Below are 22,391 nucleotides of genomic sequence, written 5' to 3' on the forward strand. Positions count from 1 at the left end.
AAAATGCAAAACAAAATGATTAAAATCGCAATTGCAGCAACTTTAGGGTTAACCTCGCTCGCATCCACTGCAGAAGATATGTACCGTGGCGCTTGGTATGCTGTGCCAGGAATTAGCTACATGAACACCGATAATGATTTAGAGGCTGACAATGGCCGTGGTGGCTTTATCAGCATCGGTAAAGAAGTGAGCCCAAACTGGGATTTCCAAGGTCGTTTAGGTTATAACCGTGCTGATGAAGACACTGGTCTTCCTGGTGTTGGTGGTAAATACAAACAAACAACACTTGGCATAGATGCTTTGTATATGTTTAGCCGTGATAAATTCCGCCCATTCTTATTGGCTGGCGTTGGTGCAGCTCGTAACAATGTTGACTATAGCAATGCAGGTATTGGAGATAAGACCAGAACATCTTGGTTGGGTAGCGTAGGTTTGGGTGCGCAGTACTTAATCAGTGAAGAGTTTGGTTTACAAGCTGACTTACGTCATCAGTGGAGCAAATCAGATGCTAAAAATGCAGCACGTACCATTGATGCAGATGGCACGATTGGTAATACAGTGTTTAGCCTAGGCGCTATCTTGCGCTTCGGTGCCCCAGCACCTGTAGTAGCTGAAGCGGCCCCAGAGCCGACACCGATTGCGGCTGCTCCAGAGCCCATGCCAGAGCCAGAGCCAGAGCCAGAGCCAGAGCCAGAGCCAGCTCCAGCTCCTACAGCAGTTGCTGTTGCTGTTGCTGAACCATGTAAGCCAAAATTTGAGACAATTACGCTTTCTGCTGAAAAACTATTTGGTTTTGATAAGGCCAAACTGCAAGATGGTGCCAAGCCTATTCTTGATGGTGTTGTTGCGAAACTAAAAGAACACGAAGAATTTAAATTGGTGATGGTCACTGGTCACACTGACCGAATTGGTTCAGAAGCTTATAACCAAAAACTTTCCGAGCAACGTGCGCATCAAGTAAAAAATTACATTGTTTCACAAGGTATTGATGCCAGCCGTTTGCAAGCTGTTGGCAAAGGTGAGTCTGAACCCGTAGCAGATTGCAAAGGCATTAGAGGCAAAAAACTAATAGAGTGTCTAGCGCCAAACCGTCGTGTAGTGATACTGGATGAAGAACAGCATAAAGTTGAAGGTCAAAATGCTTGTAATTAAGTAATCACTAGCATCACTGAACTCGTTTTATTTTCTGATTTAATTAGCGCATGTTACCTACTACATTAACTCTAAAAAACAGTTCAGCTTAAGCAAAGCACTCAACCCAGGCAAGTTACATACTTAGTTGGGTTGAGTGATATACCAAATTTAACTAGACAGACTCAGCAATCGGAATGACTTTCTTACCCGAACTCAAAGTATCTAACGCAGCTTTGTACTCGGTCATTTGGTGGAAATTCAAATACTTATAAATTTCTGCCGTATTGGCCAATTTATTACCGACCGTTTCCAAGTATTCAGCGTGGGTAGGCATGCGGCCCAACTTAGCACACACAGCTGCCAATTCTGCCGAACCCAAGTAGACACGCGCATCTTTACCCATACGGTTATCAAAGTTACGTGTACTGGTAGAGAATACTGTGGCTTTATCTGCCACGCGTGCTTGGTTACCCATACAGAGTGAACAGCCCGGCACCTCGGTACGCGCACCTGCAATACCAAAGGTGGAGTACACACCTTCGTCACGCAGTTGCGCTTCATCCATACGTGTTGGCGGCGCAATCCATAAGCGTGTTGGAATACCACCTGCGCCATCCAGCACTTTGGCTGCTGCACGGTAGTGGCCGATATTGGTCATACAGCTACCAATAAATACTTCATCAATTTTGTCGCCCACCACAGCCGTCAATGGCTTGATGTCGTCAGGATCGTTCGGACAAGCTACTAAAGGCTCTTTGATTTCATTCAGATCAATTTCAATGACGTGCGCATATTCTGCATCTGCGTCCGGTTGTAGTAGTTCTGGTTTAGCTAACCATGCCTGCATATTCTCAATCCGGCGTTGTAGCGTACGCGCATCTTGGTAACCATTTTCGATCATGTTTTGCATCAACACAATATTAGAGTTGAGAAACTCAATCACCGGCTCTTTATTCAACAATACGGTACAGCCATTGGCAGAGCGCTCTGCAGAGGCATCTGCAAACTCAAACGCTTGCTCCACTTTTAAATCTGGCAAGCCTTCAATTTCTAAAATACGGCCGTTGAATACATTTTTCTTACCTTGTTTGCCAACCGTCAATGTACCTTCTTGAATCGCCGCATAAGGAATCGCATTCACCAAATCACGCAGCGTAATGCCTGGCTGCATGGTGCCTTTAAAGCGCACCAGCACTGACTCCGGCATATCTAAAGGCATGGCACCAGTTGCGGCTGCAAACGCCACCAAACCAGAACCCGCCGGGAAGGAAATCCCAATCGGGAAACGCGTATGAGAATCGCCACCCGTCCCTACGGTATCAGGCAAAATCAAGCGGTTAAGCCATGAGTGAATCACACCATCGCCCGGTTTTAAACTCACACCGCCGCGGCTGGACATAAACTCGGGCAACGAATGTTGTAATTTAATATCGACTGGTTTTGGATACGCAGCGGTATGACAGAAGCTTTGCATCACCAAATCACTGCTAAAGCCCAAGCACGCCAGCTCTTTCAACTCGTCACGCGTCATGCCACCAGTCGTATCTTGCGAACCGACCGTGGTGGCTTTTGGCTCACAATAAGTGCCGGGACGCACACCCGCCACACCACACGCTTTACCCACCATTTTCTGAGCAAGCGTGTAACCTTTGCCAGTGTCTTTGGCCGGGATTGCTGTAATAAACGTAGTTGGTAAGGGCAAGCCCAGTGATTTGCGCGCATTGGTGGTCAACCCACGGCCAATAATCAATGGAATACGGCCGCCGGCACGCACTTCATCCGGCAAAGTAATCGGATTCATTTCAAATGTTGCAATCACTTCACCAGACTCAGACAACACTTTGCCTTCATACGGTTGAATAACAATCACATCGCCCGTTTTCATTTTGCTGACGTCGCATTGAATTGGCAATGCGCCAGAGTCTTCAGCGGTATTAAAGAAAATAGGGGCAATCTTGCTGCCTATCACTACACCACCAGTACGTTTATTGGGGATGTTGGGAATATCGTTACCCATAAACCATTGCACTGAGTTAATTGCAGATTTGCGTGAAGAACCTGTACCCACAACATCGCCCACATAGGCAAGCGGCAGGCCTTTCTGCTTAAGGGCTTCAATGGTGTTTAAGCCGTCTGGCATTTTGTTCACCAGCATGGCTTTGGCATGCAATGGAATATCCGGGCGGCTCCAAGCCTCTTGTGCTGGGCTTAAGTCATCAGTATTGGTTTCGCCATCGACTTTAAACACGACGACTTTGATTGCATTGGCCAGCACCGGCTTGCTGGTGAACCATTCTGCATTGGCCCAAGAGGTAATCAGTGTTTTTGCGTGGGTATTCCCTGCCTTCATCTTGGCTTCCACGTCATGAAAAGCGTCAAACATGAGGATGGTATTAGAAAGCGCTTTGACGACCTGTGCCGCCATATTGCTATCCAACAACTCTACTAAAGCTTGCACGTTATAGCCGCCCAACATGGTACCTAGTAACTCTACCGCTTTATCTGCAGATACCAAGGGTGAGCTGGCTTTACCTTTTGCGATGTCAGCCAAGAAAGCTGCTTTGACATAGGCCGCTTGGTCTACGCCTGCAGGAATGCGATTGGCTAGTAACTCAAGCAGCAAAGCATCTTGCCCGGCTGGGGGTGACTTGAGTAAATCAACCAACGCGGCCACTTGTTCTGCATTCAGGGGTAATGGGGGTAATTGTTGTGCAGCACGTTCCTGCACGTGGGCTTCATACGCTTTTAACATGTGTGTAGACTCGTTTCTTAATGGATGAAATCATTATAAACCAGCCTAATCTTGCAAGCCGTTTCACATTTGTAAAAACGCTTAAATTTAGGTAGCTAAAATAAGGCTAGTTTGTTGTGTTCTGGTAAGTTTTATCTGAGTACAACTCTTTGGCAAATGGGGTACTGCAACTCTTGCCACTGGCAGAAGATTCCCATTTATCCAACAATTCTTTTTGGTAGCCAACGCCATGCTGCTTTTCCAAATAGGCACGCACTTCAAACACGTCTGCAAATCCGTTGTGGTCTTTATCCATCAACGCCACCTGATCCTCTACCGAAGGACCAATATATTTGCCATTGGCATCGGTCAGGTAATCCAGCATGCTCTCTGCCTGCACATTGGCAGAAGCGAGTAGCACGCCCAAAAAGTATAAACGTTTTAACATGAGTTTCTTATCCGTCATTTTACTTATAAGACCCATATTAAAACAAATCGTGCGGGCAAGCTATGTGACTTTTAACACATTAAAAATCATGGTTTACACTGCACGGATTGCTATTTTTTGCTGCCACTGCGCAGGGCCAGTTTTGTGTACCGATTCACCTTGTGCGCTGACTGCAACGGTGACTGGCATATCGACCACTTCAAATTCATAAATGGCTTCCATGCCCAAATCTGCAAATGCGACTACGCGTGATTTTTTAATGGCCTTACTCACTAAATAAGCAGCCCCACCCACCGCCATCAAATACACGGATTGGTAGCGTGCCATCACCGCAAGCGCCTCATCTCCACGCTCTGCTTTGCCGATTGAGCCTAACAATCCAGTGTTCAGCATCATCTCAGTATAATCGTCCATACGGGTTGCGGTCGTCGGGCCAGCCGGACCAACCGCCTCATCACGCACCGCATCTACCGGGCCTACGTAATAAATAAAACGATTAGTGAAATCCACTGGCAATGCCTCACCGTTAGCCAGCATATTGGCAATGCGTTTATGTGCTGCATCACGCCCTGTTAGTATTTTACCTGTCAGCAATAGCGTCTCGCCCGCTTGCCAAGTCAGCGTCTCTGCCTTGCTGATTGTGTCTACATTGACACGCCTTGCCTGCGCGCTCGGCTTCCAGTGTACATCGGGGTAGATATCTAAATTGGGCGGTGCTAACTCTGCCACACCGGTACCATCCAACGTAAAGTGCACATGACGGGTGGCTGCGCAATTAGGGATAATCGCCACAGGCAAACTAGCGGCATGCGTTGGGTAATCCAAAATTTTTACATCCAGCACTGTCGTTAATCCGCCCAAGCCCTGTGCACCAATCCCTAGCGCATTCACCTTTTCATACAACTCCAAGCGCAACTCTTCGATACGAGACAGCTTTTCATTTTGCGCACCTTTGGCTTTTAACGCATGCATATCAATGGGTTGCATGAGCGATTCTTTGGCCAGTAACATGGCTTTTTCTGCACTGCCGCCTATGCCTATACCCAATATGCCAGGCGGACACCAGCCGGCTCCCATGGTAGGCACCACTTCCAGCACCCAATCGACAATACTGTCGTTAGGGTTCAACATCGCTAACTTAGCTTTATTTTCACTGCCACCACCTTTAGCGGCCACGGTGACCTCGACCGTATTGCCTTGCACCAACTCCACATGGGTAATCGCTGGGGTATTGTCTTTGGTATTTTTACGTCCACCAGCAGGGTCGTTCACAATACTGGCGCGCAACGTGTTATCCGGGTGTAAATAGGCACGGCGCACACCCTCATTCACCATGTCTTCTAGATTCAAATCAGTTTCAAACTGCACCTGCATGCCCACTTTAACAAACACCACCACAATGCCGGTATCCTGGCACAGTGGACGTTTACCTTCTGCACACATGCGTGAGTTGGTTAAAATTTGGGCGATGGCATCTTTGGCGGCTGGCGACTCTTCAATCGCATAGGCCTCACCCAAGGCTTGGATGTAGTCCTCTGGGTGATAGTAGGAAATATATTGCAACGCATCGGCGATGCTTTGAATAAAATCTTCTTGCTTAACGATAGTCATCTTGAGCTTTTGCTGGTTGCAATATTCGGGCTAATATCTTTACGTAAAATTTTACCATTTTTTGTGCGTGGAAAATCTTTTGCCAAATACACCGTTTTGGGTGATTTATAGGCTGCCAAGTGTTGTTTGCCATAGGTAAGCAAGTCATCCGGGGTCACTGCTGCATCTGGTTTAGGGATCACGTAAATCACCACTAGTAACTTGTCTTTTTCAAGCTCTTCACCTACTGCTGCACAATCCGCTACTGCAGGGTGCCCTTTGTAGACTCGCTCGATCTCATAAGGGGAGACGCGATAACCAAAGCTTTTGATGATGTCATCCTTACGACCTAAAAACCAAATGTAACCATCTGCATCGTATTTGGCGTAATCTCCGGTGAAAAAGTAGCCATCATGCTTGTATTTTGCAGTTTCTTCTTCTAAATTCCAGTAACTCAGAAATAAGCCTGGGTCATGATCTTTCACGCAAATCATGCCCTCTTCCCCCACAGTCACTGGTTGCATGGTTTCTGGATTCAGCAAATGAATCTCATGCCCTGGCTGCGGAAACCCCGCTGAACCCGGGCGAATTGGACGATACTTGCTCTGAGAAAGATAGTAAGAGAATTCACTCATGCCTACTGCTTCATAGATATCCAAGCCAAAACGATCACGCCACTGCGCAAGCACTTCATCGGAGAGGTGCTCACCTGCGCTCATGTAGTGCCGCAAACTCTGGATATCGGCTTGTGTTGCACTTGTTTTTTGAATGAGCTGACGGTAAATAGTAGGCACGCCAATAAAAATGGTGGCTTGATGCTTTTGAATCAAATCCAGCCATTTCTGCGCATCATTCTTACCCTCATGCACGATGACCGTTTTACCTAAATAGAGCGGATCCATCAAACCGGTGCCCAGCACATATGTCCAGTTAAATTTGCCGGAATGCATGATACGGTCTTGTATCTGCTCGCTATAGTTAAACCAAAATTTTGCCGCTGGCTGACGCCCCAGCAAAGCACGGTGTGCATGCAGCACCCCTTTGGGGTAACCCGTGGTGCCAGAGGTATACACCAAATAAGCCGGATCATCGGCTTTGGTCGTATGCGCTGGTGCTATCTTATCAATCGCCAGCATGCAATCTTCCAAGCGCTGCACGTTAAGTGCCGCCGCTTTCACCTCTGTCACGTTTTCTAGCTGCGTGACCAGCACATGGTTAAGGTTGGCAATATCTGCCGCATTTTGTGTAATCTGCCCTGCCATCACATTCCAAGCAGCGGCATCTGTTACCAGCACTGTTGCGCCAGAATCTTTTGCCAGATACGCGACTTCTTCTGCGGTAAGCAAAGTGGAGGTAGGCACAGAAATCGCCCCCATCTTCATGGCACCTAAAAAGGCAATCGGATAATCCAAACTATTAGGTAGACGAATCAACACGCGATCGCCCACCTTAACCCCTAAGTTACGCAGCACTTGTGCAAACTGATCAGTACGCAGCGCCAACTCTGCAAACGTAATACTAGACGTGCCCAAGGTATCATCTTCTACAATCATTGCCACGGTTTCAGCGCGTGCCGTATTCAGGTGCGTATCGGTACAAGCCACGCCAATATTGAAGTAGCCTGGAATGTTCCAAATCCATGGTGGAAAATCAGTGAATTTATGCATGTATGACCCCAAAATATCTTTTACTTATTTTTTCCCTAGTGCAAACAATCTACGTATTGGCGTTAACCCGCACCCCAAAAATTCAGAATTTACCGATGAAGCGCAAGGCGCACAGCGCGCAGAAAGCGGAATGTACATGTAGTACATGAGCATTTTGAGCTCTGCGCAACATAACGATTCGCGGTAAAAATGCATTTTTATAAAAGCACGCCATAAGGCCAGTTCTGACGTACTACTTGTGCTGGCAATAATTGCAAGACATGTAGGGCAAATTCCATATCGCTGGTTTTAAGTGCGCGCAACGCATGCGCACGTAGCAGCGTTTGCAAGGCTTTACCAAACATAGGCGGATCCAGCATCTCCCCTTCAAATTTAATGGCACCGCCTAGTAGCGCATCTGCCTCAATCGCCGCTTTTAAAATACTGACTTTCTGTGTGATATCCGTCGGCGATGGGGTGTATGCGGTTTTACACAAATGAATGTGGCCTGGATGAATCACTTGTTTGCCTGTGAGCCCCATTGCAGCTTCTTTACACGCATGCTTGTACACCACACGTGATTCGTTATCGCCATGCAAATCCAGCCAACGGCGGACATCATGTGGCTCTAAAAACTTCTCTGGCATGATGTTACTGCCAATGAGGGTTTCCACTCCGCCAATCACGCCCTTACCTGCAATCCGTGCTTCAAATAGCAATTGGTTGATAAAGTAAAACAGCTCTTCAATCCAGTTTTCTGGGGTAATGTGTATCCCCATCGCCTTTGAGAAGTCATGGATACCAAACACCACATGTTTGACGGTGTTGTATTGCATTAAATCTGGTGCAATTTTGAGCGACTTTGGGTGCTCGATAATCGGCTGAATGGTGATGTTGGGATTAATGCTAATCAAAAAGCTAGATAAATCACGCACCTCGGCTGCACCATATGCTTCGCCTGCTTTCGCGAGCATCACCACATCAATATATTCGCCCATATCACGTACCAGCTTCATGTCTTCCTCGTACTCATCGGTACGGAAAGAGTTGGCACGAATGGCAATCGTCACGCGTTCATTGATTTTTCTGAGCTGAGGCAGTTCTTTGCGCAGTAACTCGCGGCTCATTTCCTTTTGGCGGCAACCATCTTCCAAGTCAAAAATCAGCGTATGCGCGTTGGTAAAATGCGCATGCTTTTTCATGCGTGCCGAGGCTTGCTCCATGTCTTCATAAATACCCAAACTTGGGGCATATTTTACTGGCGGATAATACAGTTGTATGCCAGGCCAGTAATCCCCCAAAGCGCGCGCATCCAGTGCAATAGGCTCTTCACCAATGTGCTGTATCATGCTTCCTCCTGTTGTTTTTGCGCACTGGCTAAGCTTAGTTTTTGCAATACACCTTCCAGTGCCACCTCATGCTTTACCCGTCCAACGCTTTGAATCATGGCCCAAAAATCGCCATCCGGTAATTCCAGCATCTCATCAAACACTTCCATTTCTGCCAGTGTGAGACCGCCAAATTGCTCTTTTATAAAACGCTGCAAGACAATATCCAGCTCTAACATGCCACGCCTGCAACGCCAAGCTAAGCGCCTTTGTTCTGCATCTTGCATAATTTCTGCATTTAACATCGTATCCACCTCCAACACATGACGCCTATATTTTTCTCTATAAGACTTTGATACCAAAAATCTTTTTACCGGTTTTAGACTTGGCTTCTTTGTTTTCTTTGGCACGCTCGATTTTTAAATCTTTAATTTTTGCAATGGCCGCATTCGGATTCAGCTTTTTCGGGCACACATCCACACAGTTCATGATGTTGTGGCAACGATACAAACGATACGGATCTTCCAGATTTTCCAAACGCTCTTCTTCTGCTTGATCGCGTGAATCTGCAATAAAACGATAGGCCTGCATCAATCCTGCTGGTCCAACAAACTTATCAGGGTTCCACCAAAAACTTGGGCAAGAAGTAGTACAAGCACCACACAAAATACATTCGTACAAGCCATCTAATTTCGCACGGTCTTCTGGGCTTTGCAGACGCTCGGTTTCCGGCAGCGGATCGTTATTTTCCAAATAAGGTTTAACGGAGTTGTAATGGTCAAAAAACTGCGTCATGTCCACCACCAAATCGCGAATCACTGGCAAGCCCGGCATGGGACGCAACACAATCGGCTGCTCTAAATCCGCTAGCTTGGTAATACAGGCCAAACCATTTTTGCCATTGATATTCATCGAGTCACTGCCACACACCCCCTCGCGGCAAGATTTACGCAAACTTAAGGTGTCGTCTACTTGTTTGATACGCACCAAAGCATCCAGTAACATTTGGTCACTGTCTTCCAAAGCAATATCGTAGTCCTGCATATAAGGCTTTTTATCGACATCGGGGTTGTAGCGATAGATGGAGAATTTCATACTAATACACCCTTTTCTTCGGCTCAAACGATTCAACAGTCAGCGGCTTTAATCGCACAGGCTTGTATACCAAGCGATTGCCTTCCTTGTAATGCAATGAATGTGTGAGCCAGTTTGCATCGTCACGCTCTGCAAAGTCCTCACGCGCATGTGCACCGCGACTCTCCTTACGATGTTCAGCCGCATGCATGGTGGCCACAGCCGCTTCCATCAAGTTATCTAGCTCCAAAGCCTCGATACGTGCGGTATTGAATACTTTACTTTTATCTTTGATTTGCAAATGCGGGATGCGCTTGGCTACCGCATCAATTGCGCTGACACCTGTTGTTAGCAGTTCAGGGAATCTAAATACGCCACAGTGTTTTTGCATGGTTTTGCGCATATCGGCACCCACTTCGGCCACGCTCTCGCCATTCTGTTGACTTTCCAGACGCGCAATGCGTGCAAGGGTTTTGTCTGTGGCGTCACTGGGCAATGGTTTGTGCGCTTTGTTCTCACGAATTTCGCTCAACATTTTATCGCCAGCCGCTTTGCCAAACACCACTAAATCCAACAGTGAATTGGAACCCAAGCGATTAGCGCCATGCACGGACACGCATGCACACTCACCTACTGCATACAACCCATTGACGATTTGCTCTGACTGTCCATCATGCAAGACCACTTGGCCATCTAAATTGGTGGGAATACCGCCCATCATGTAATGCGCAGTCGGTACGACCGGAATTGGATCTTTAATAGGGTCTACATTGGCAAAGGTTTTCGCGATTTCGCGAATACCCGGCAGACGTTTATTGATGACCTCTTCACCCAAGTGATCGAGCTTTAGATACACCGCATCTTTGTATTTACCTACACCACGGCCTTCTTTGATTTCTGTCGCAGTTGCGCGCGAAATCACATCGCGACTGGCTAAATCTTTAGCATTTGGTGCATAACGCTCCATAAAGCGCTCACCTTCAGAATTCACCAAATAGCCACCTTCGCCACGTACGCCTTCCGTAATCAACACACCTGCATTGAGTACGCCTGTAGGGTGAAATTGCCAAAATTCCATGTCCTGCAACGGCAAGCCTGCACGTGCCGCCATGCCCAAACCATCGCCGGTATTAATAAACGCATTGGTGCTGGCCTGAAAAATACGACCTGCGCCACCGGTAGCAAGTAAAGTGGATTTGGCGTGAATTAGATGCAAATCGCCAGTTTCGATTTCCAGCGCAATTACCCCTAATACATCGCCATCGGTATCGCGAATCAAATCTAGCGCAAACCATTCAATCAAAAATTGCGTATTGGCGCGCACATTGCGTTGATAGAGGGTATGCAACATGGCGTGGCCAGTTCTATCTGCCACCGCACAAGTGCGAGAGATCGGTTTTTCACCAAAGTTTTGTGTCATGCCGCCAAATGGGCGCTGAAAAATCCGCCCATTGTCTAAACGGTCAAATGGCATGCCAAAATGCTCTAACTCAATAATCGCTTTGGCCGCATTTCTACACATAAACTCAATGGCATCTTGGTCACCTAGATAGTCAGAGCCCTTGATGGTGTCATACATATGCCACAGCCATTTATCCTCGGCCACATTGCCTAATGCTGCAGCAATGCCGCCTTGTGCTGCCACAGTATGAGAGCGCGTTGGGAATACTTTGGATAGCACCGCCACCTTGGCACCAGCCTCAGCCAACTGTAGCGAGGCGCGTAAACCTGCGCCACCCCCGCCAATAATGACTGCATCAAATGTATGTTGTTGGATTGTCATCGCCACTAATTCATCTTTATCAAAATCGTTACCATCCAAATCAAATCTACGATCAGTGCTAGCTCTACCAGCAACTGCATATAAGACCTGACGACCACATTGAACACATAATCTTTCAGCACATCACGCACACCTAGCCAAGCATGCATGATCAAACAAATCCAAAACAACAAGGTTGCCAACCGCCACCACCAAGGGCTAAAAAAAGCATGCCATTCTGCATAGTTGGCAGGCTGTTGAATCGCCACCAGCAACACAAGCACCAAGGTGTATATCGCCATCGCCACTGCGGACAAGCGCTGTGTCAACCACTGACGCATGCCCGGATAGCGATCGGTAAGCAACTCAATCAACATAAGCTGCTACCAGATGCACCAAGCAAATACCAACACTGCCACACCGACCAAGCCCAATACCACACGGCTTGAAAAACGCGCTTTCTGCAAACTCGTCATCCAATGTACATCCATGGCCAAGTGACGGATTCCCGCAAAGAAATGATGAAAAAACGCCCAAGCCAAACCAATTAATATTAGTTTGAACGCCCAATGCTGTAAGCCGCTTGCAATCATCAGGTATTGCACTTCACTTGCCAGCGATTGTTGCAACACCCATAACACTGCAGGCAGCATTAAAAACAGCATCACCCCACTTGCGCGATGCATGATGGAAACCACAGCATTGATCGGCAAACGAATCGTCAACAGATTCAGGTTTTTAGGCCGTTTTTTGATCGGCTTGTTTGCAATCATTCTGCCGCCTCTGCTACTGCCGTGGAGACATACTTCATCAATCGTGGGTCAAACGGTTTGGGAATAATGTAATCTTTGCCAAAACTCAATGCGCTTAGCTGGTAGGCTTTTAACACTTCTTCCGGCACCGGCTCACGTGCCAGCGCACTCAAGGCTTTTGCTGCGGCAATCTTCATGTTCTCTGTGATTTTTTTTGCCTTAGCGTCTAAGGCACCCCGGAACAAATAGGGAAAGCACAGCGCATTATTCACTTGGTTAGGAAAATCACTGCGGCCAGTCGCCATGATCAAATCATCGCGCACTGCGTGGGCTAAACTAGGCAACACTTCAGGGTCTGGATTTGCCAAAGCAAATACAATGGGATTGCTGGCCATGCCCTTAATCAACGCAGGATCCAGCGCATTTTTGGCAGATACCCCGATAAACACATCCGCATCGGGCATCACATCGGCCAACACTTTATTGTTAGAAGGCACTACGGCCAACTCACGATTGTTGTCGTGTAAATCTGGACGATTGGTATCCAACACACCACTTCTATCTACCATGGTGATATTGGTCGCACCCATTAACTTGAGCAGTTTTGCACAGGAACAACCCGCCGCACCCGCGCCTAAAAACACAATCTTGGCGCGGGCTAGCGTTTTGCCTTGGAGCTCCAAAGCATTGAGCAGTGCAGCAGCCACAATGACTGCCGTGCCATGCTGATCATCATGAAATACCGGAATATCCAGCCGTTTTTTTAGTTCGTTTTCAATATAAAAACAGTGCGGCGCTGCAATATCCTCTAAATTAATACCGCCAAACGTAGGCGCAATATTCACCACGGTTTGAATAAACTCATCTGGCGTTTTCGCATTGACTTCAATATCAAACACATCAATACCGGCGAATCGTTTGAACAACACCGCCTTGCCTTCCATCACCGGCTTACTGGCTAAGGGACCCATATCGCCCAAACCTAGTACCGCAGTACCGTCGGTAATCACCGCCACCAAATTACCTTTGTTGGTATATTTGTAGGCATTTGCAGGGTCAGCATGAATTTCACGTACTGGCTCCGCCACCCCTGGAGTATAGGCTAAAGACAAATCATCTTGCGTGGCACATGGCTTGCTGGAGTCCACGCTTAGTTTTCCCGGTGTCGGAAATTGGTGATAGTCCAAAGCGCGCTTTTTTAAATCGTCCATTGCTTATTCCAATTGGTAGATATTTTAATTTTCAACTATTCGACAATCAGTGCTTTTCAAAATTTACTGCAGCTAGGCGGGTGAGTGCAGACAGCGCAACTGGCACGGCAAGCGAACTCAACAATGCTGATGAAGATTTTTCAATTACTCCAACTCACTCATGTAGTGATGATCATCGGTAAGGCATAATCCTAACCGCCACTCCATTGGCTTATCGCCATAAGTAAAAGACACTCGCTCTATACTTAATAACGGGTAGCCATCCTGCAAACCTAGCGCCTTAGCCACTTCTTTATCAGCACCCACTGCTTTCAAACGCTCTTCTGCGCGAATCATGCGAATACCAAATTGCGATTCGTACATGCTGTACATGGAGCCATTGCTTTCTTCCACTTTGGCGCTATTTAAGCCTTTAAATGGTGCAGCCGGCACAATAATGTGATCATAAATAAGCGGCCTACCGGAGAAAGTCAGCAAACGCTTGACTTCAATCGTTGCCGCCCCTGCTTTAATATCGAGCACTTTTGAAATATGCGCACTGGCTTTGGTCTTTTCACAAGATAAAAACTCATTTTGTAGTATTTCTTTTTGACCATTCTCTGCGGTCAGACGTAAAAATCGCAGTTTAATGTCGTCTTCTTTGTGTGTAGCAACAAACGTGCCCTTGCCTTGACGGCGAATCAAAATGTTTTCGGTAGCCAGACTATCAATTGCCTTACGCACCGTGCCTTGACTCACTTTATAGCGCTGCGCTAAATCCACCTCACTGGGAATCATTTCACCTGGGCGCCATTCGCCACCTATTAGGCTTTGTGTAATGAGCACTTTAATTTGATCGTATAACGGCCTATAGCTAGGGGAGTTAAATTGCTTATACATATTAATCGTCCTGTGCATTAAATTTTCGTGTCCCATATTCTTTAATTAACACCTTCATTTGCAATTCAAATTAACCACTTGCAACACCGCTCAAAACTGCACACCGTTGCTTAAGCGTATTTATATCACGCACAATGTCCGCTGTCTACTGTTTTATATCTTATATAAGACATAAGATATATGTTGACACATTTGAAATTAACTCTATATAATCAATTTCAATTAACAACTCACCTGTAACCTACTACTGGATAAACATGATGGAATACTGCCTACGCCCCAGACGTTCTATGCTGTATGTACCTGGTTGCAACACGCACTATTTAGAACGTGCGCGAACACTGGCTGCTGATTCTGTGATTTTGGATTTAGGCGATCCCATCTTAATCGACGCAAAAATCCAATCTCGCGAGAATGTAGTGGCGGCCGTAAAAAAAGGTGGCTACGGCAAACGCGAGGTCGTCGTCCGCGTCAATGATTTGGATTCGATTTGGGGTGCCGATGACATTAAAGCAGTGGCCAATATTGGCGCCGATGCCATCTTGTTTCCCAATATAGAATCACGTGAAGATGTATTAAGGGCGCAGCAGGCTTTAGACGATGCAGGTGGCAGTCATATGCCTATCATGGTGATGATTGAAAGCCCGATTGCGGTGTTAAATGCAAAAGAGATTGCTTCTGCTTCAGATCGTATTATCTGTATTGTGATGGCCACTTCCGATTTAATCTCTCAGTTACACGCACACGTGACACATGAGCGCTCAGCCATACTGACCTCACTATCGTTAGTGATTCTAGCTGCACGCGCTTACGGGCGATGCGTGATTGATGGCATTACCAGCGATTTTAAAAACATGCATTCTTTTGAGTATGCCTGCCGTTTAGGCAGAGACATGGGCTTAGATGGCAAATCGTTAGTGCATCCGGCACAAATCGCCTACTGTAATGATGCATATACGCCAAAAGCCACAGAAGTCGCGCATGCGCGCGAAATCATTAAAGCGTTAAAAGAAGCAAACGCTTCTGGCCAAGGTACGGTGGTGGTCAATGATAAATTGGTGGAACACCATCACATCAAGGCTGCGCAGCGTTTAATTCAGTTGCATGAGTCAATAGCCGAATTAGAAGAGGAGTTCATCTGATGACACACTCTAACAAAATACATCACGGGCGATATTTTGAAGACTTCACACTGAATGAAGTCATTCAGCACGCCACACCACGCACCATTACCCAAGGTGATACCGCTTTATATATTGCACTGACGGGTGAGCGTAACCCATTGTTTTGCAGCGAGCCATTTGCACAGTCACTGGGTTACAAAACAATGCCAGTGGATGACTTGCTCGCATTTCATATTGCCTTTGGCAAAACGGTGCCAGATATATCTGTGAATGCAGTGGCCAATTTAGGCTATGCCGATGTGCGCTTTTTGCAACCCGTATTTGTCGGCGACACGTTAAGCACTTCTAGCCAAGTCATTGGTTTAAAACAAAACTCCAATGGCAATAGTGGCGTGGTCTGGGTACGTTCTACCAGTGTAAATCAAAACAACATGCCGGTAATAAGCTGGGTGCGCTGGGTAATGGTGCACAAAAAAAACGAACACGCACCGGCACCAGATACTGTGATACCAACGCTACCTGAATATGTGCCAGCAGACCAATTAAGCATACCTAATGACTTTTGTGCACATAATGAAATCAGCGTCGCCACAGGCGGTCAATACTTTTGGGAAGATTATCAAATAGGCGAACGCATCCATCACCCTTCTGGATTAACGATTAACGAAAGTGACCATACCCTGGCCACGCACTTATATCAGAACAATGCGCGCTTGCATTTTGATGCACATATGATGAAAGACTCCGTCATGGGTAAGCGATTGGTATATGGCGGTATCGTCATTTCGGCTTGTCGCGCCATGAGTTACGAAGGCCTAGAAAACGTATTAAGTGTGCTGGCCATTAACGGCGGCACGCATGCCAACCCATGCTTTGCTGGCGACACCATCTACACACTGACCGAAGTGCTCGACGCATGGGCGTTACCCAATCGTAGCGATGTCGGCGCTTTACGTTTACGCATGGTGGGCCTTAAAAACTGTGGCCCAGTCAGCTTTGAATACATCAAAAAAGACACTGGCTATCACACGCATGTGTTGTTAGACCTTGATTACACAGTGTTAATACCACGGAGAGAGCAATAACATGAGCAACTCAACCAAACCACACCCCAGCGAGGCTTTATTTGGTGGAGAAAAGCCATTTCCTTTAATACCCGCTTGCGAGCATTTTGCTGGTAGCGAGAAACTCATCCTCAAGGCGCTTAGTCTGCAAGAGAGCATCGGCCAAGTGTTTGATATTACTTGTGATTGTGAAGATGGCGCTGCCAGTGGACAAGAGCGAGATCATGCAGAAATGATTGTGCGCGTGCTGAATTCCGAAGCCAACAAATACCAGATGGCGGGTGCGCGTATTCACGATTACACCCACCCCGCTTGGAAACAAGACATTGACATTCTAGTGGGCGGTGCGGGCAAGGTCTTAAGCTACATCACCATTCCCAAATGTACCGATATCAGCCAAGCCAAAGAGATGATTGCCTATTTACAAAAAATGGCCACCTTTCACGGCATTGAGCGTGTGATCCCTGTGCATATTTTGATTGAAACGCATGGCGCACTCAACCAAGTACATGAGATTGCCAAATTACCTTGGCTACAAGTATTGGATTTTGGCTTAATGGATTTTGTCAGTGCGCATCATGGGGCTATCCCGGCCAGTGCAATGCGCAGCCCCGGCCAGTTTGACCACCGCTTGCTGGCACGTGCCAAAACAGAAGTGGTTTCAGCGGCACTCGCCAATGGTGTGGTGCCTGCCCATAACGTTACACTAGATTTAAAGAATGTAGAAACCACCTATAGCGACGCATCCCGTGCACGCAACGAATTTGGCTTTATGCGCATGTGGAGCATTTACCCAACGCAGATTCAAGCCATTGTGGATGCGATGAAACCCAATTTTGATGAAGTGGCCGATGCCGCCAATATTTTACTGACGGCACAAGCCGCCGATTGGGGTCCTATCCAATACGCCGGTGAACTGCATGACAGAGCCACTTATCGCTATTTCTGGGAAGTCTTGCAAAAAGCAAAATTGACCAATGTGGCGATTTCTGAAGAAGCCAATGTCGCATTTTTTAATTAATCGTGTTTCTATTTAAGTACAGGTTGAGTTAACCATCATGACACCAACACTCTCTGCTGGCGCCCGTTTTAGAGCAGCACTGGCCGCCGAAAAACCGCTACAAATCATCGGCGCCATCAATGCCTATCACGCCATGCTTGCGACGCAATCTGGATTTAAGGCTATTTATTTATCTGGCGGTGGCGTGGCAGCAGGCTCTCTTGGCTTACCCGATTTAGGCATTTCTAGCCTTGAAGATGTGCTGGTCGATGTGCGCCGCATTACCGATGCAGTGGATACGCCCTTGCTTGTCGATATTGATACCGGCTTCGGCGGTGCGTTTAATATTGCCCGTACCATCAAAAGCGTGGCCAAAGCAGGTGCAGCCGCGGTGCATATTGAGGACCAAGTGACTGCCAAACGGTGTGGCCACCGCCCCAACAAAGCCATTGTGAGCTTGGATGAAATGGTAGACCGCGTAAAAGCAGCTGTGGATGCCAGAACAGATGCTGATTTTGTCATCATGGCACGCACCGATGCATTAGCAGTTGAAGGTTTGCAATCTGCCATCGACCGCGCCTGTGCTTGCGTTGAGGCCGGTGCCGATATGATTTTTCCAGAAGCCATGACAGAACTGGGCATGTATAAGCAGTTTGTAGATGCCGTGAAAGTACCCGTGCTCGCCAATATTACCGAATTTGGCGCTACGCCACTGTTTACGGTAGATGAGCTGGCTGGCGCGGACGTAAGCATGGTGCTGTACCCGTTGTCTGCATTCCGTGCTATGAACCAAGCTGCGCTGAATGTATACCAAGCCGTGAAAAAAGACGGTACGCAAAAGCATGTATTAGACACCATGCAAACACGCATGGACTTGTACGACCACTTGGGCTATCACGCCTTTGAACAAAAACTCGACGCTTTATATAAAAAGTAGGGAGACCGAGATGAATACTACTACAGACCCCATCACGACAACTGATGCACCCAAAAAGAAAAAAGGCGTAGCGCTTGCTGGTGTATCCGCTGGTAGCACTGCGATTTGTACAGTGGGCCATACCGGTAACGATTTACATTACCGTGGCTACGATATTATCGAGCTGGCACAACATGCCACGTTTGAAGAAGTCGCTTATTTGTTGATCCATGGCGAGTTGCCCAACCAGGCACAACTCACTGCGTACCATCAAAAGCTCAAAAAGCTACGCGGCCTGCCCAATGCGCTTAAAACAGTATTGGAACAGATTCCAGCCAATGCGCATCCAATGGATGTCATGCGCACTGGCTGCTCCATGCTTGGCACATTAGAACCAGAAGCGGCCGACCGGAATACAGAAGCGGCTAAAACCTTAGGTGATCGACTGATTGCCTGCTTTGGTTCTATTTTGATTTACTGGTACCACTACAGCCATAAAGGCGTGCGTATTGAGGTGGAAACCGATGACGATTCTGTCGCCGCACATTTCCTACATTTATTACACGGCAAAAAACCATCTGCATTGCATATCAATGCCATGAATACCTCGTTAGTGCTGTATGCAGAACATGAATTCAATGCCTCTACCTTTACTGCGCGCGTCATCTCAGGCACCTTGTCCGATATGTACTCTTGCATTACGGGTGCGATTGGTGCATTGCGCGGCCCCAAACATGGCGGCGCCAATGAAGCGGCCATGGAAATCATCGAGCGCTATAAAACGGCTGATGAAGCAGAAGCCGACATCATGGCGCGTATGGCGCGCAAGGAAATCATCATTGGCTTTGGTCACCCGGTGTACACCATTGCAGACCCGCGTAATGAATCCATCAAAGCTGTCAGCCGCGCATTGTGTGAAGCTGCCGGCAACATGAAGTTATTTGATATTTCTGCACGCATTGAAGAAACCATGTGGCGTGAGAAAAAAATGTTCCCCAACCTAGATTGGTACAGCGCCTCTAGTTATCACATGATGGGCATTCCCACCGGCATGTTCACGCCTATTTTTGTGATCTCACGCACGACGGGCTGGATTGCACATGCGATTGAACAGCGCATTGATAACAAAATTATCCGCCCGAATGCGGAGTACACAGGGCCAGAAAATAGGTCATTTGTCCCACTGAATAAACGTTAATTAAATCGCGGTACTCACCAATTAAGTTGCCTTTAGCAGTCAAGGTTTTGAGTTATAGCGCAAGGCGATAGCCATGCAAAAACCGAGATAGTACAAGTAGTACAGCGAGGCCTTTTAAATGACGAGCAACACCGCAATACACTCAAACACTTATTGATAAAGGTAACTAGCATTATGTCAGCGCATATCTCTAACGTCCGTCCCGCTCCCGATCAAGTAATTGTGGATATCGCCAACTATGTAGCGGATTACGAAATCAACAGTGATGAAGCCTTTGATACCGCCCGCAACTGCTTGATGGACACACTGGGCTGTGGATTTGAAGCATTAGACTACCCTGCTTGCACCAAATTATTAGGCCCTGTGATTGCAGGTACCATAGTGCCGAATGGCGCAAAAGTACCGGGCACCAGCTACCAACTTGACCCTATTTTAGCGGCGTTCAATATTGGCGCGATGATTCGCTGGTTAGACTTTAACGATACTTGGCTGGCGGCCGAATGGGGCCACCCTTCTGATAACTTAGGCGGCATTTTAGCTGTGGCTGACTATATATCACGCAAAAACATTGCTGAGGGCAAAGCACCACTCACCATTAAAGATGTGCTGACTGCCATGATTAAAGCGCATGAGATTCAAGGTATATTGGCATTAGAAAATAGCTTTAACCGCGTAGGTTTAGACCATGTGATTTTGGTAAAAATCGCCTCTACTGCTGTCGTCACCAAGTTACTGGGCGGCAATAAAGAAGATATTATCAACGCCGTATCTAACGCGTTTGTGGATGGACAAAGCTTACGCACTTATCGTCACAGCCCCAATACTGGCTCACGTAAATCTTGGGCAGCGGGCGATGCCACCTCACGCGCAGTGCGTTTGGCTTGGATGACACTACAAGGTGAAATGGGCTACCCCTCTGCACTCACCGCTAAAACTTGGGGCTTTTATGATGTGTTATTTAAAGGCAATGCCTTTAAATTCCAACGCCCTTATGGCTCTTATGTAATGGAACAAGTACTCTTTAAAATCTCGTTCCCGGCCGAATTCCATGCACAAACCGCAGTGGAGTGTGCGTTCCAACTGAATGCAGAAGTCGGTAATAAACTGCAAACATTAGAACAAATCGCACAGATAGACAAAATTGTAATTACCACACATGAATCTGCCATTCGCATTATTGATAAAACCGGCCCATTAGACAACCCAGCTGACCGTGACCACTGTATTCAATACATGGCAGCAGTAGGTTTGTTAAAAGGCAGCCTCACTGCGCAAGATTACGAAGATGCTGCGGCTGCAGATCCACGTATTGATGCAGTGCGTGCCAAAATGGCCTGTGTGGAAAAAACAGAATACACGGCCGACTACCATAACCCGGAAAAACGCTCGATTGCCAATGCCATTCAAATCTTCTTTAAAGATGGCACCAGTTCCAGCAATATCGCTGTGGAGTATCCAATTGGTCACCGCCGTCGCCGTGGTGAAGGTATTCCAGAGTTGGTGAAAAAATTCAAAGTCAATTTAGCACGCCGTTTTGATGCTAAAAAACAGGCTGACGTATTGGCGCTATGCCTAGACCAACACAAACTGGAGCGTACGCCAGTGAATACATTTGTGGATATGCTAGTGGCTTAACACATACTTGTAAGTGGTTTTCTTAAACACCTTGTTTGAATAGTGATTTAACGGTAGGAAGTAAAATTGTTTTGCCTGCCGTTAATTTTGCTAATGACTAAACGCAATTCCGGTAAAGTTTTTGCGATAGTCATAATTATAAGTTGGGCACACCGCACCTCCAACACGCTTGTAATCTAGCCAATAGCATTTCCCATCACCATCTACTGATACTATTTCTAACACCTCTCCAAGTTGACCTGGAATAACTTGCGCTTTGACAAAAGGAACGTTTTTGTCATGCATAAATCCTACGTATCTCAATTTATCCAAATTTGGAAAGTCTTTTTTAACCAAAGAATTAATACCCGTAGCACCACCATCCTCATAACTAAATTTAGTCCACGTAGTCACCAAAACATAGTCTTCAATGTGAGTACATCTCGGATCTTTATTATCAATAACCTTTTTGCAGATAGATTCTAGGGGATTAATTTTCACACCATAAATATCAACAAACTCATCGGAAACAGTAGCATCAATAACACTAGAGCCATAGACAATTCCAGATTGATCTGTATTATTTACCATGTTCTTAATAGCGCTGCCGGTAGTTCCGCACCCTGAAATCATGCTAAGCATTAGCATCAAAACTACATTCTTTACTTTCATAATGACATCCACTTCAATAATTAATCTAACTATACTATTCGCATTGCCATGCTGTTATTAGTAGTATTTATAACCCACAACATTATATCGGGTTAATTACAAAACTTAAGTTCGTGTGATTTTATGTGCTTTTATCTTTTCAACGTCTATGATAAAGCTAAGAACGCTAGCCTCTAATACCAAATCAAAATTAGCACTGTGATTTATCAAAATAGACTAGAAATAGCCTTTTAATACGCCAATCAATT

20 protein-coding genes are annotated in these 22,391 nt (G+C 46.6%); 7 read left to right on the top strand and 13 right to left on the bottom strand.

The genetic code is table 11. The annotated features are described in order from the left end of the window. Positions 1-3 precede the first annotated feature (3 nt). Complete coding sequence (locus FG11_RS07600) at positions 4-1,152, top strand: OmpA family protein (RefSeq protein ID WP_047534089.1); 1,149 nt, start codon at positions 4-6, stop codon at positions 1,150-1,152. A gap of 154 nt (positions 1,153-1,306) precedes the next feature. Here FG11_RS07600 and acnB read toward each other — a convergent pair whose 3' ends face one another. The 12 genes from acnB to FG11_RS07660 all read right to left on the bottom strand — a co-directional run bounded on the left by acnB (position 1,307) and on the right by FG11_RS07660 (position 14,555). Beyond that, positions 1,307-3,886: a bifunctional aconitate hydratase 2/2-methylisocitrate dehydratase gene (acnB, locus tag FG11_RS07605; RefSeq protein ID WP_047534091.1), complete on the bottom strand. Its 2,580-nt coding sequence runs from the start codon at positions 3,884-3,886 to the stop codon at positions 1,307-1,309. 106 nt (positions 3,887-3,992) lie between these two features. Beyond that, positions 3,993-4,313, bottom strand: a complete 321-nt coding sequence (locus tag FG11_RS07610; RefSeq protein WP_025224633.1) for a hypothetical protein — start codon at positions 4,311-4,313, stop codon at positions 3,993-3,995. A 93-nt stretch (positions 4,314-4,406) separates the two neighbouring features. Next, positions 4,407-5,924, bottom strand: coding sequence for a fumarate hydratase (locus FG11_RS07615; protein WP_020182479.1), 1,518 nt, complete (start codon positions 5,922-5,924; stop codon positions 4,407-4,409). Next, positions 5,921-7,570, bottom strand: a complete 1,650-nt coding sequence (locus tag FG11_RS07620) for an acyl-CoA synthetase (protein WP_047534093.1) — start codon at positions 7,568-7,570, stop codon at positions 5,921-5,923. The genes FG11_RS07615 and FG11_RS07620 overlap by 4 nt, the downstream gene beginning before the upstream one ends. A gap of 197 nt (positions 7,571-7,767) precedes the next feature. Next, the gene (locus FG11_RS07625; RefSeq protein ID WP_020182482.1) at positions 7,768-8,898 is read right to left on the bottom strand and encodes an HpcH/HpaI aldolase/citrate lyase family protein; all 1,131 of its coding nucleotides are present in this window, start codon (positions 8,896-8,898) and stop codon (positions 7,768-7,770) included. Next, entirely contained in the window at positions 8,895-9,182 is a 288-nt protein-coding gene (locus tag FG11_RS07630) for an FAD assembly factor SdhE (RefSeq protein WP_047534094.1), read from the bottom strand. Before FG11_RS07630 ends, FG11_RS07625 begins: the two co-directional genes overlap by 4 nt. 37 nt (positions 9,183-9,219) lie before the next feature. Further along, on the bottom strand, positions 9,220-9,972 hold the full coding sequence (locus tag FG11_RS07635) for a succinate dehydrogenase iron-sulfur subunit (RefSeq protein ID WP_020182484.1): 753 nt from the start codon (positions 9,970-9,972) through the stop codon (positions 9,220-9,222). Between the two features lies 1 nt (position 9,973). Continuing rightward, entirely contained in the window at positions 9,974-11,734 is a 1,761-nt protein-coding gene (sdhA, locus tag FG11_RS07640; RefSeq protein WP_025224637.1) for a succinate dehydrogenase flavoprotein subunit, read from the bottom strand. 5 nt (positions 11,735-11,739) lie between these two features. Beyond that, positions 11,740-12,090 carry a succinate dehydrogenase, hydrophobic membrane anchor protein gene (gene sdhD, locus FG11_RS07645; RefSeq protein WP_047534095.1) on the bottom strand — a complete coding sequence of 117 codons (351 nt, stop codon included), beginning with the start codon at positions 12,088-12,090 and terminating at the stop codon, positions 11,740-11,742. 6 nt (positions 12,091-12,096) lie between these two features. Further along, positions 12,097-12,486, bottom strand: a complete 390-nt coding sequence (sdhC, locus tag FG11_RS07650; RefSeq protein ID WP_047534097.1) for a succinate dehydrogenase, cytochrome b556 subunit — start codon at positions 12,484-12,486, stop codon at positions 12,097-12,099. After that, complete coding sequence (locus FG11_RS07655; RefSeq protein ID WP_047534099.1) at positions 12,483-13,676, bottom strand: malic enzyme-like NAD(P)-binding protein; 1,194 nt, start codon at positions 13,674-13,676, stop codon at positions 12,483-12,485. The genes sdhC and FG11_RS07655 overlap by 4 nt, the downstream gene beginning before the upstream one ends. 144 nt (positions 13,677-13,820) lie before the next feature. Next, positions 13,821-14,555, bottom strand: coding sequence for a GntR family transcriptional regulator (locus tag FG11_RS07660; protein WP_047534101.1), 735 nt, complete (start codon positions 14,553-14,555; stop codon positions 13,821-13,823). Positions 14,556-14,815: 260 nt separating this feature from the next. On the opposite strand from FG11_RS07660, the gene FG11_RS07665 reads away from it, so the two are divergent. The 6 genes from FG11_RS07665 (at position 14,816) to FG11_RS07690 (ending at position 21,492) form a co-directional block, all read left to right on the top strand. Next, positions 14,816-15,697, top strand: a complete 882-nt coding sequence (locus FG11_RS07665; RefSeq protein ID WP_025224640.1) for an HpcH/HpaI aldolase/citrate lyase family protein — start codon at positions 14,816-14,818, stop codon at positions 15,695-15,697. Further along, the gene (locus FG11_RS07670) at positions 15,697-16,764 is read left to right on the top strand and encodes a MaoC family dehydratase (protein WP_047534103.1); all 1,068 of its coding nucleotides are present in this window, start codon (positions 15,697-15,699) and stop codon (positions 16,762-16,764) included. The genes FG11_RS07665 and FG11_RS07670 overlap by 1 nt, the downstream gene beginning before the upstream one ends. Position 16,765: 1 nt before the next feature. Then, positions 16,766-17,764: an HpcH/HpaI aldolase/citrate lyase family protein gene (locus tag FG11_RS07675; RefSeq protein WP_047534106.1), complete on the top strand. Its 999-nt coding sequence runs from the start codon at positions 16,766-16,768 to the stop codon at positions 17,762-17,764. A gap of 37 nt (positions 17,765-17,801) precedes the next feature. Beyond that, positions 17,802-18,680 carry a methylisocitrate lyase gene (prpB, locus tag FG11_RS07680; protein ID WP_025224643.1) on the top strand — a complete coding sequence of 293 codons (879 nt, stop codon included), beginning with the start codon at positions 17,802-17,804 and terminating at the stop codon, positions 18,678-18,680. Between the two features lie 10 nt (positions 18,681-18,690). After that, positions 18,691-19,857 (top strand): bifunctional 2-methylcitrate synthase/citrate synthase, encoded by a 1,167-nt coding sequence (prpC, locus tag FG11_RS07685; protein ID WP_047534108.1) that lies wholly within the window; start codon positions 18,691-18,693, stop codon positions 19,855-19,857. Between the two features lie 174 nt (positions 19,858-20,031). Beyond that, positions 20,032-21,492, top strand: a complete 1,461-nt coding sequence (locus FG11_RS07690) for a bifunctional 2-methylcitrate dehydratase/aconitate hydratase (protein ID WP_020182495.1) — start codon at positions 20,032-20,034, stop codon at positions 21,490-21,492. 90 nt (positions 21,493-21,582) lie between these two features. Here FG11_RS07690 and FG11_RS07695 read toward each other — a convergent pair whose 3' ends face one another. Beyond that, positions 21,583-22,143 (bottom strand): hypothetical protein, encoded by a 561-nt coding sequence (locus FG11_RS07695; RefSeq protein WP_020182496.1) that lies wholly within the window; start codon positions 22,141-22,143, stop codon positions 21,583-21,585. Between the last annotated feature and the right edge of the window lie 248 nt (positions 22,144-22,391).

Origin of the sequence: Methylotenera sp. N17 (assembly GCF_000799155.1) — a bacterium.
Taxonomy (GTDB): Bacteria; Pseudomonadota; Gammaproteobacteria; order Burkholderiales; family Methylophilaceae; genus Methylophilus.

Excerpts from the sequence above, each read along its gene's own strand:
- FG11_RS07600 (WP_047534089.1), top strand. The coding sequence starts at position 4 with ATGCAAAACAAAATGATTAAAATCGCAATTGCAGCAACTTTAGGGTTA.
- acnB (WP_047534091.1), bottom strand. The coding sequence starts at position 3,886 with ATGTTAAAAGCGTATGAAGCCCACGTGCAGGAACGTGCTGCACAACAA.
- FG11_RS07610 (WP_025224633.1), bottom strand. The coding sequence starts at position 4,313 with ATGTTAAAACGTTTATACTTTTTGGGCGTGCTACTCGCTTCTGCCAAT.
- FG11_RS07615 (WP_020182479.1), bottom strand. The coding sequence starts at position 5,924 with ATGACTATCGTTAAGCAAGAAGATTTTATTCAAAGCATCGCCGATGCG.
- FG11_RS07620 (WP_047534093.1), bottom strand. The coding sequence starts at position 7,570 with ATGCATAAATTCACTGATTTTCCACCATGGATTTGGAACATTCCAGGC.
- FG11_RS07625 (WP_020182482.1), bottom strand. The coding sequence starts at position 8,898 with ATGATACAGCACATTGGTGAAGAGCCTATTGCACTGGATGCGCGCGCT.
- FG11_RS07630 (WP_047534094.1), bottom strand. The coding sequence starts at position 9,182 with ATGTTAAATGCAGAAATTATGCAAGATGCAGAACAAAGGCGCTTAGCT.
- FG11_RS07635 (WP_020182484.1), bottom strand. The coding sequence starts at position 9,972 with ATGAAATTCTCCATCTATCGCTACAACCCCGATGTCGATAAAAAGCCT.
- sdhA (WP_025224637.1), bottom strand. The coding sequence starts at position 11,734 with ATGACAATCCAACAACATACATTTGATGCAGTCATTATTGGCGGGGGT.
- sdhD (WP_047534095.1), bottom strand. The coding sequence starts at position 12,090 with ATGTTGATTGAGTTGCTTACCGATCGCTATCCGGGCATGCGTCAGTGG.
- sdhC (WP_047534097.1), bottom strand. The coding sequence starts at position 12,486 with ATGATTGCAAACAAGCCGATCAAAAAACGGCCTAAAAACCTGAATCTG.
- FG11_RS07655 (WP_047534099.1), bottom strand. The coding sequence starts at position 13,676 with ATGGACGATTTAAAAAAGCGCGCTTTGGACTATCACCAATTTCCGACA.
- FG11_RS07660 (WP_047534101.1), bottom strand. The coding sequence starts at position 14,555 with ATGTATAAGCAATTTAACTCCCCTAGCTATAGGCCGTTATACGATCAA.
- FG11_RS07665 (WP_025224640.1), top strand. The coding sequence starts at position 14,816 with ATGGAATACTGCCTACGCCCCAGACGTTCTATGCTGTATGTACCTGGT.
- FG11_RS07670 (WP_047534103.1), top strand. The coding sequence starts at position 15,697 with ATGACACACTCTAACAAAATACATCACGGGCGATATTTTGAAGACTTC.
- FG11_RS07675 (WP_047534106.1), top strand. The coding sequence starts at position 16,766 with ATGAGCAACTCAACCAAACCACACCCCAGCGAGGCTTTATTTGGTGGA.
- prpB (WP_025224643.1), top strand. The coding sequence starts at position 17,802 with ATGACACCAACACTCTCTGCTGGCGCCCGTTTTAGAGCAGCACTGGCC.
- prpC (WP_047534108.1), top strand. The coding sequence starts at position 18,691 with ATGAATACTACTACAGACCCCATCACGACAACTGATGCACCCAAAAAG.
- FG11_RS07690 (WP_020182495.1), top strand. The coding sequence starts at position 20,032 with ATGTCAGCGCATATCTCTAACGTCCGTCCCGCTCCCGATCAAGTAATT.
- FG11_RS07695 (WP_020182496.1), bottom strand. The coding sequence starts at position 22,143 with ATGAAAGTAAAGAATGTAGTTTTGATGCTAATGCTTAGCATGATTTCA.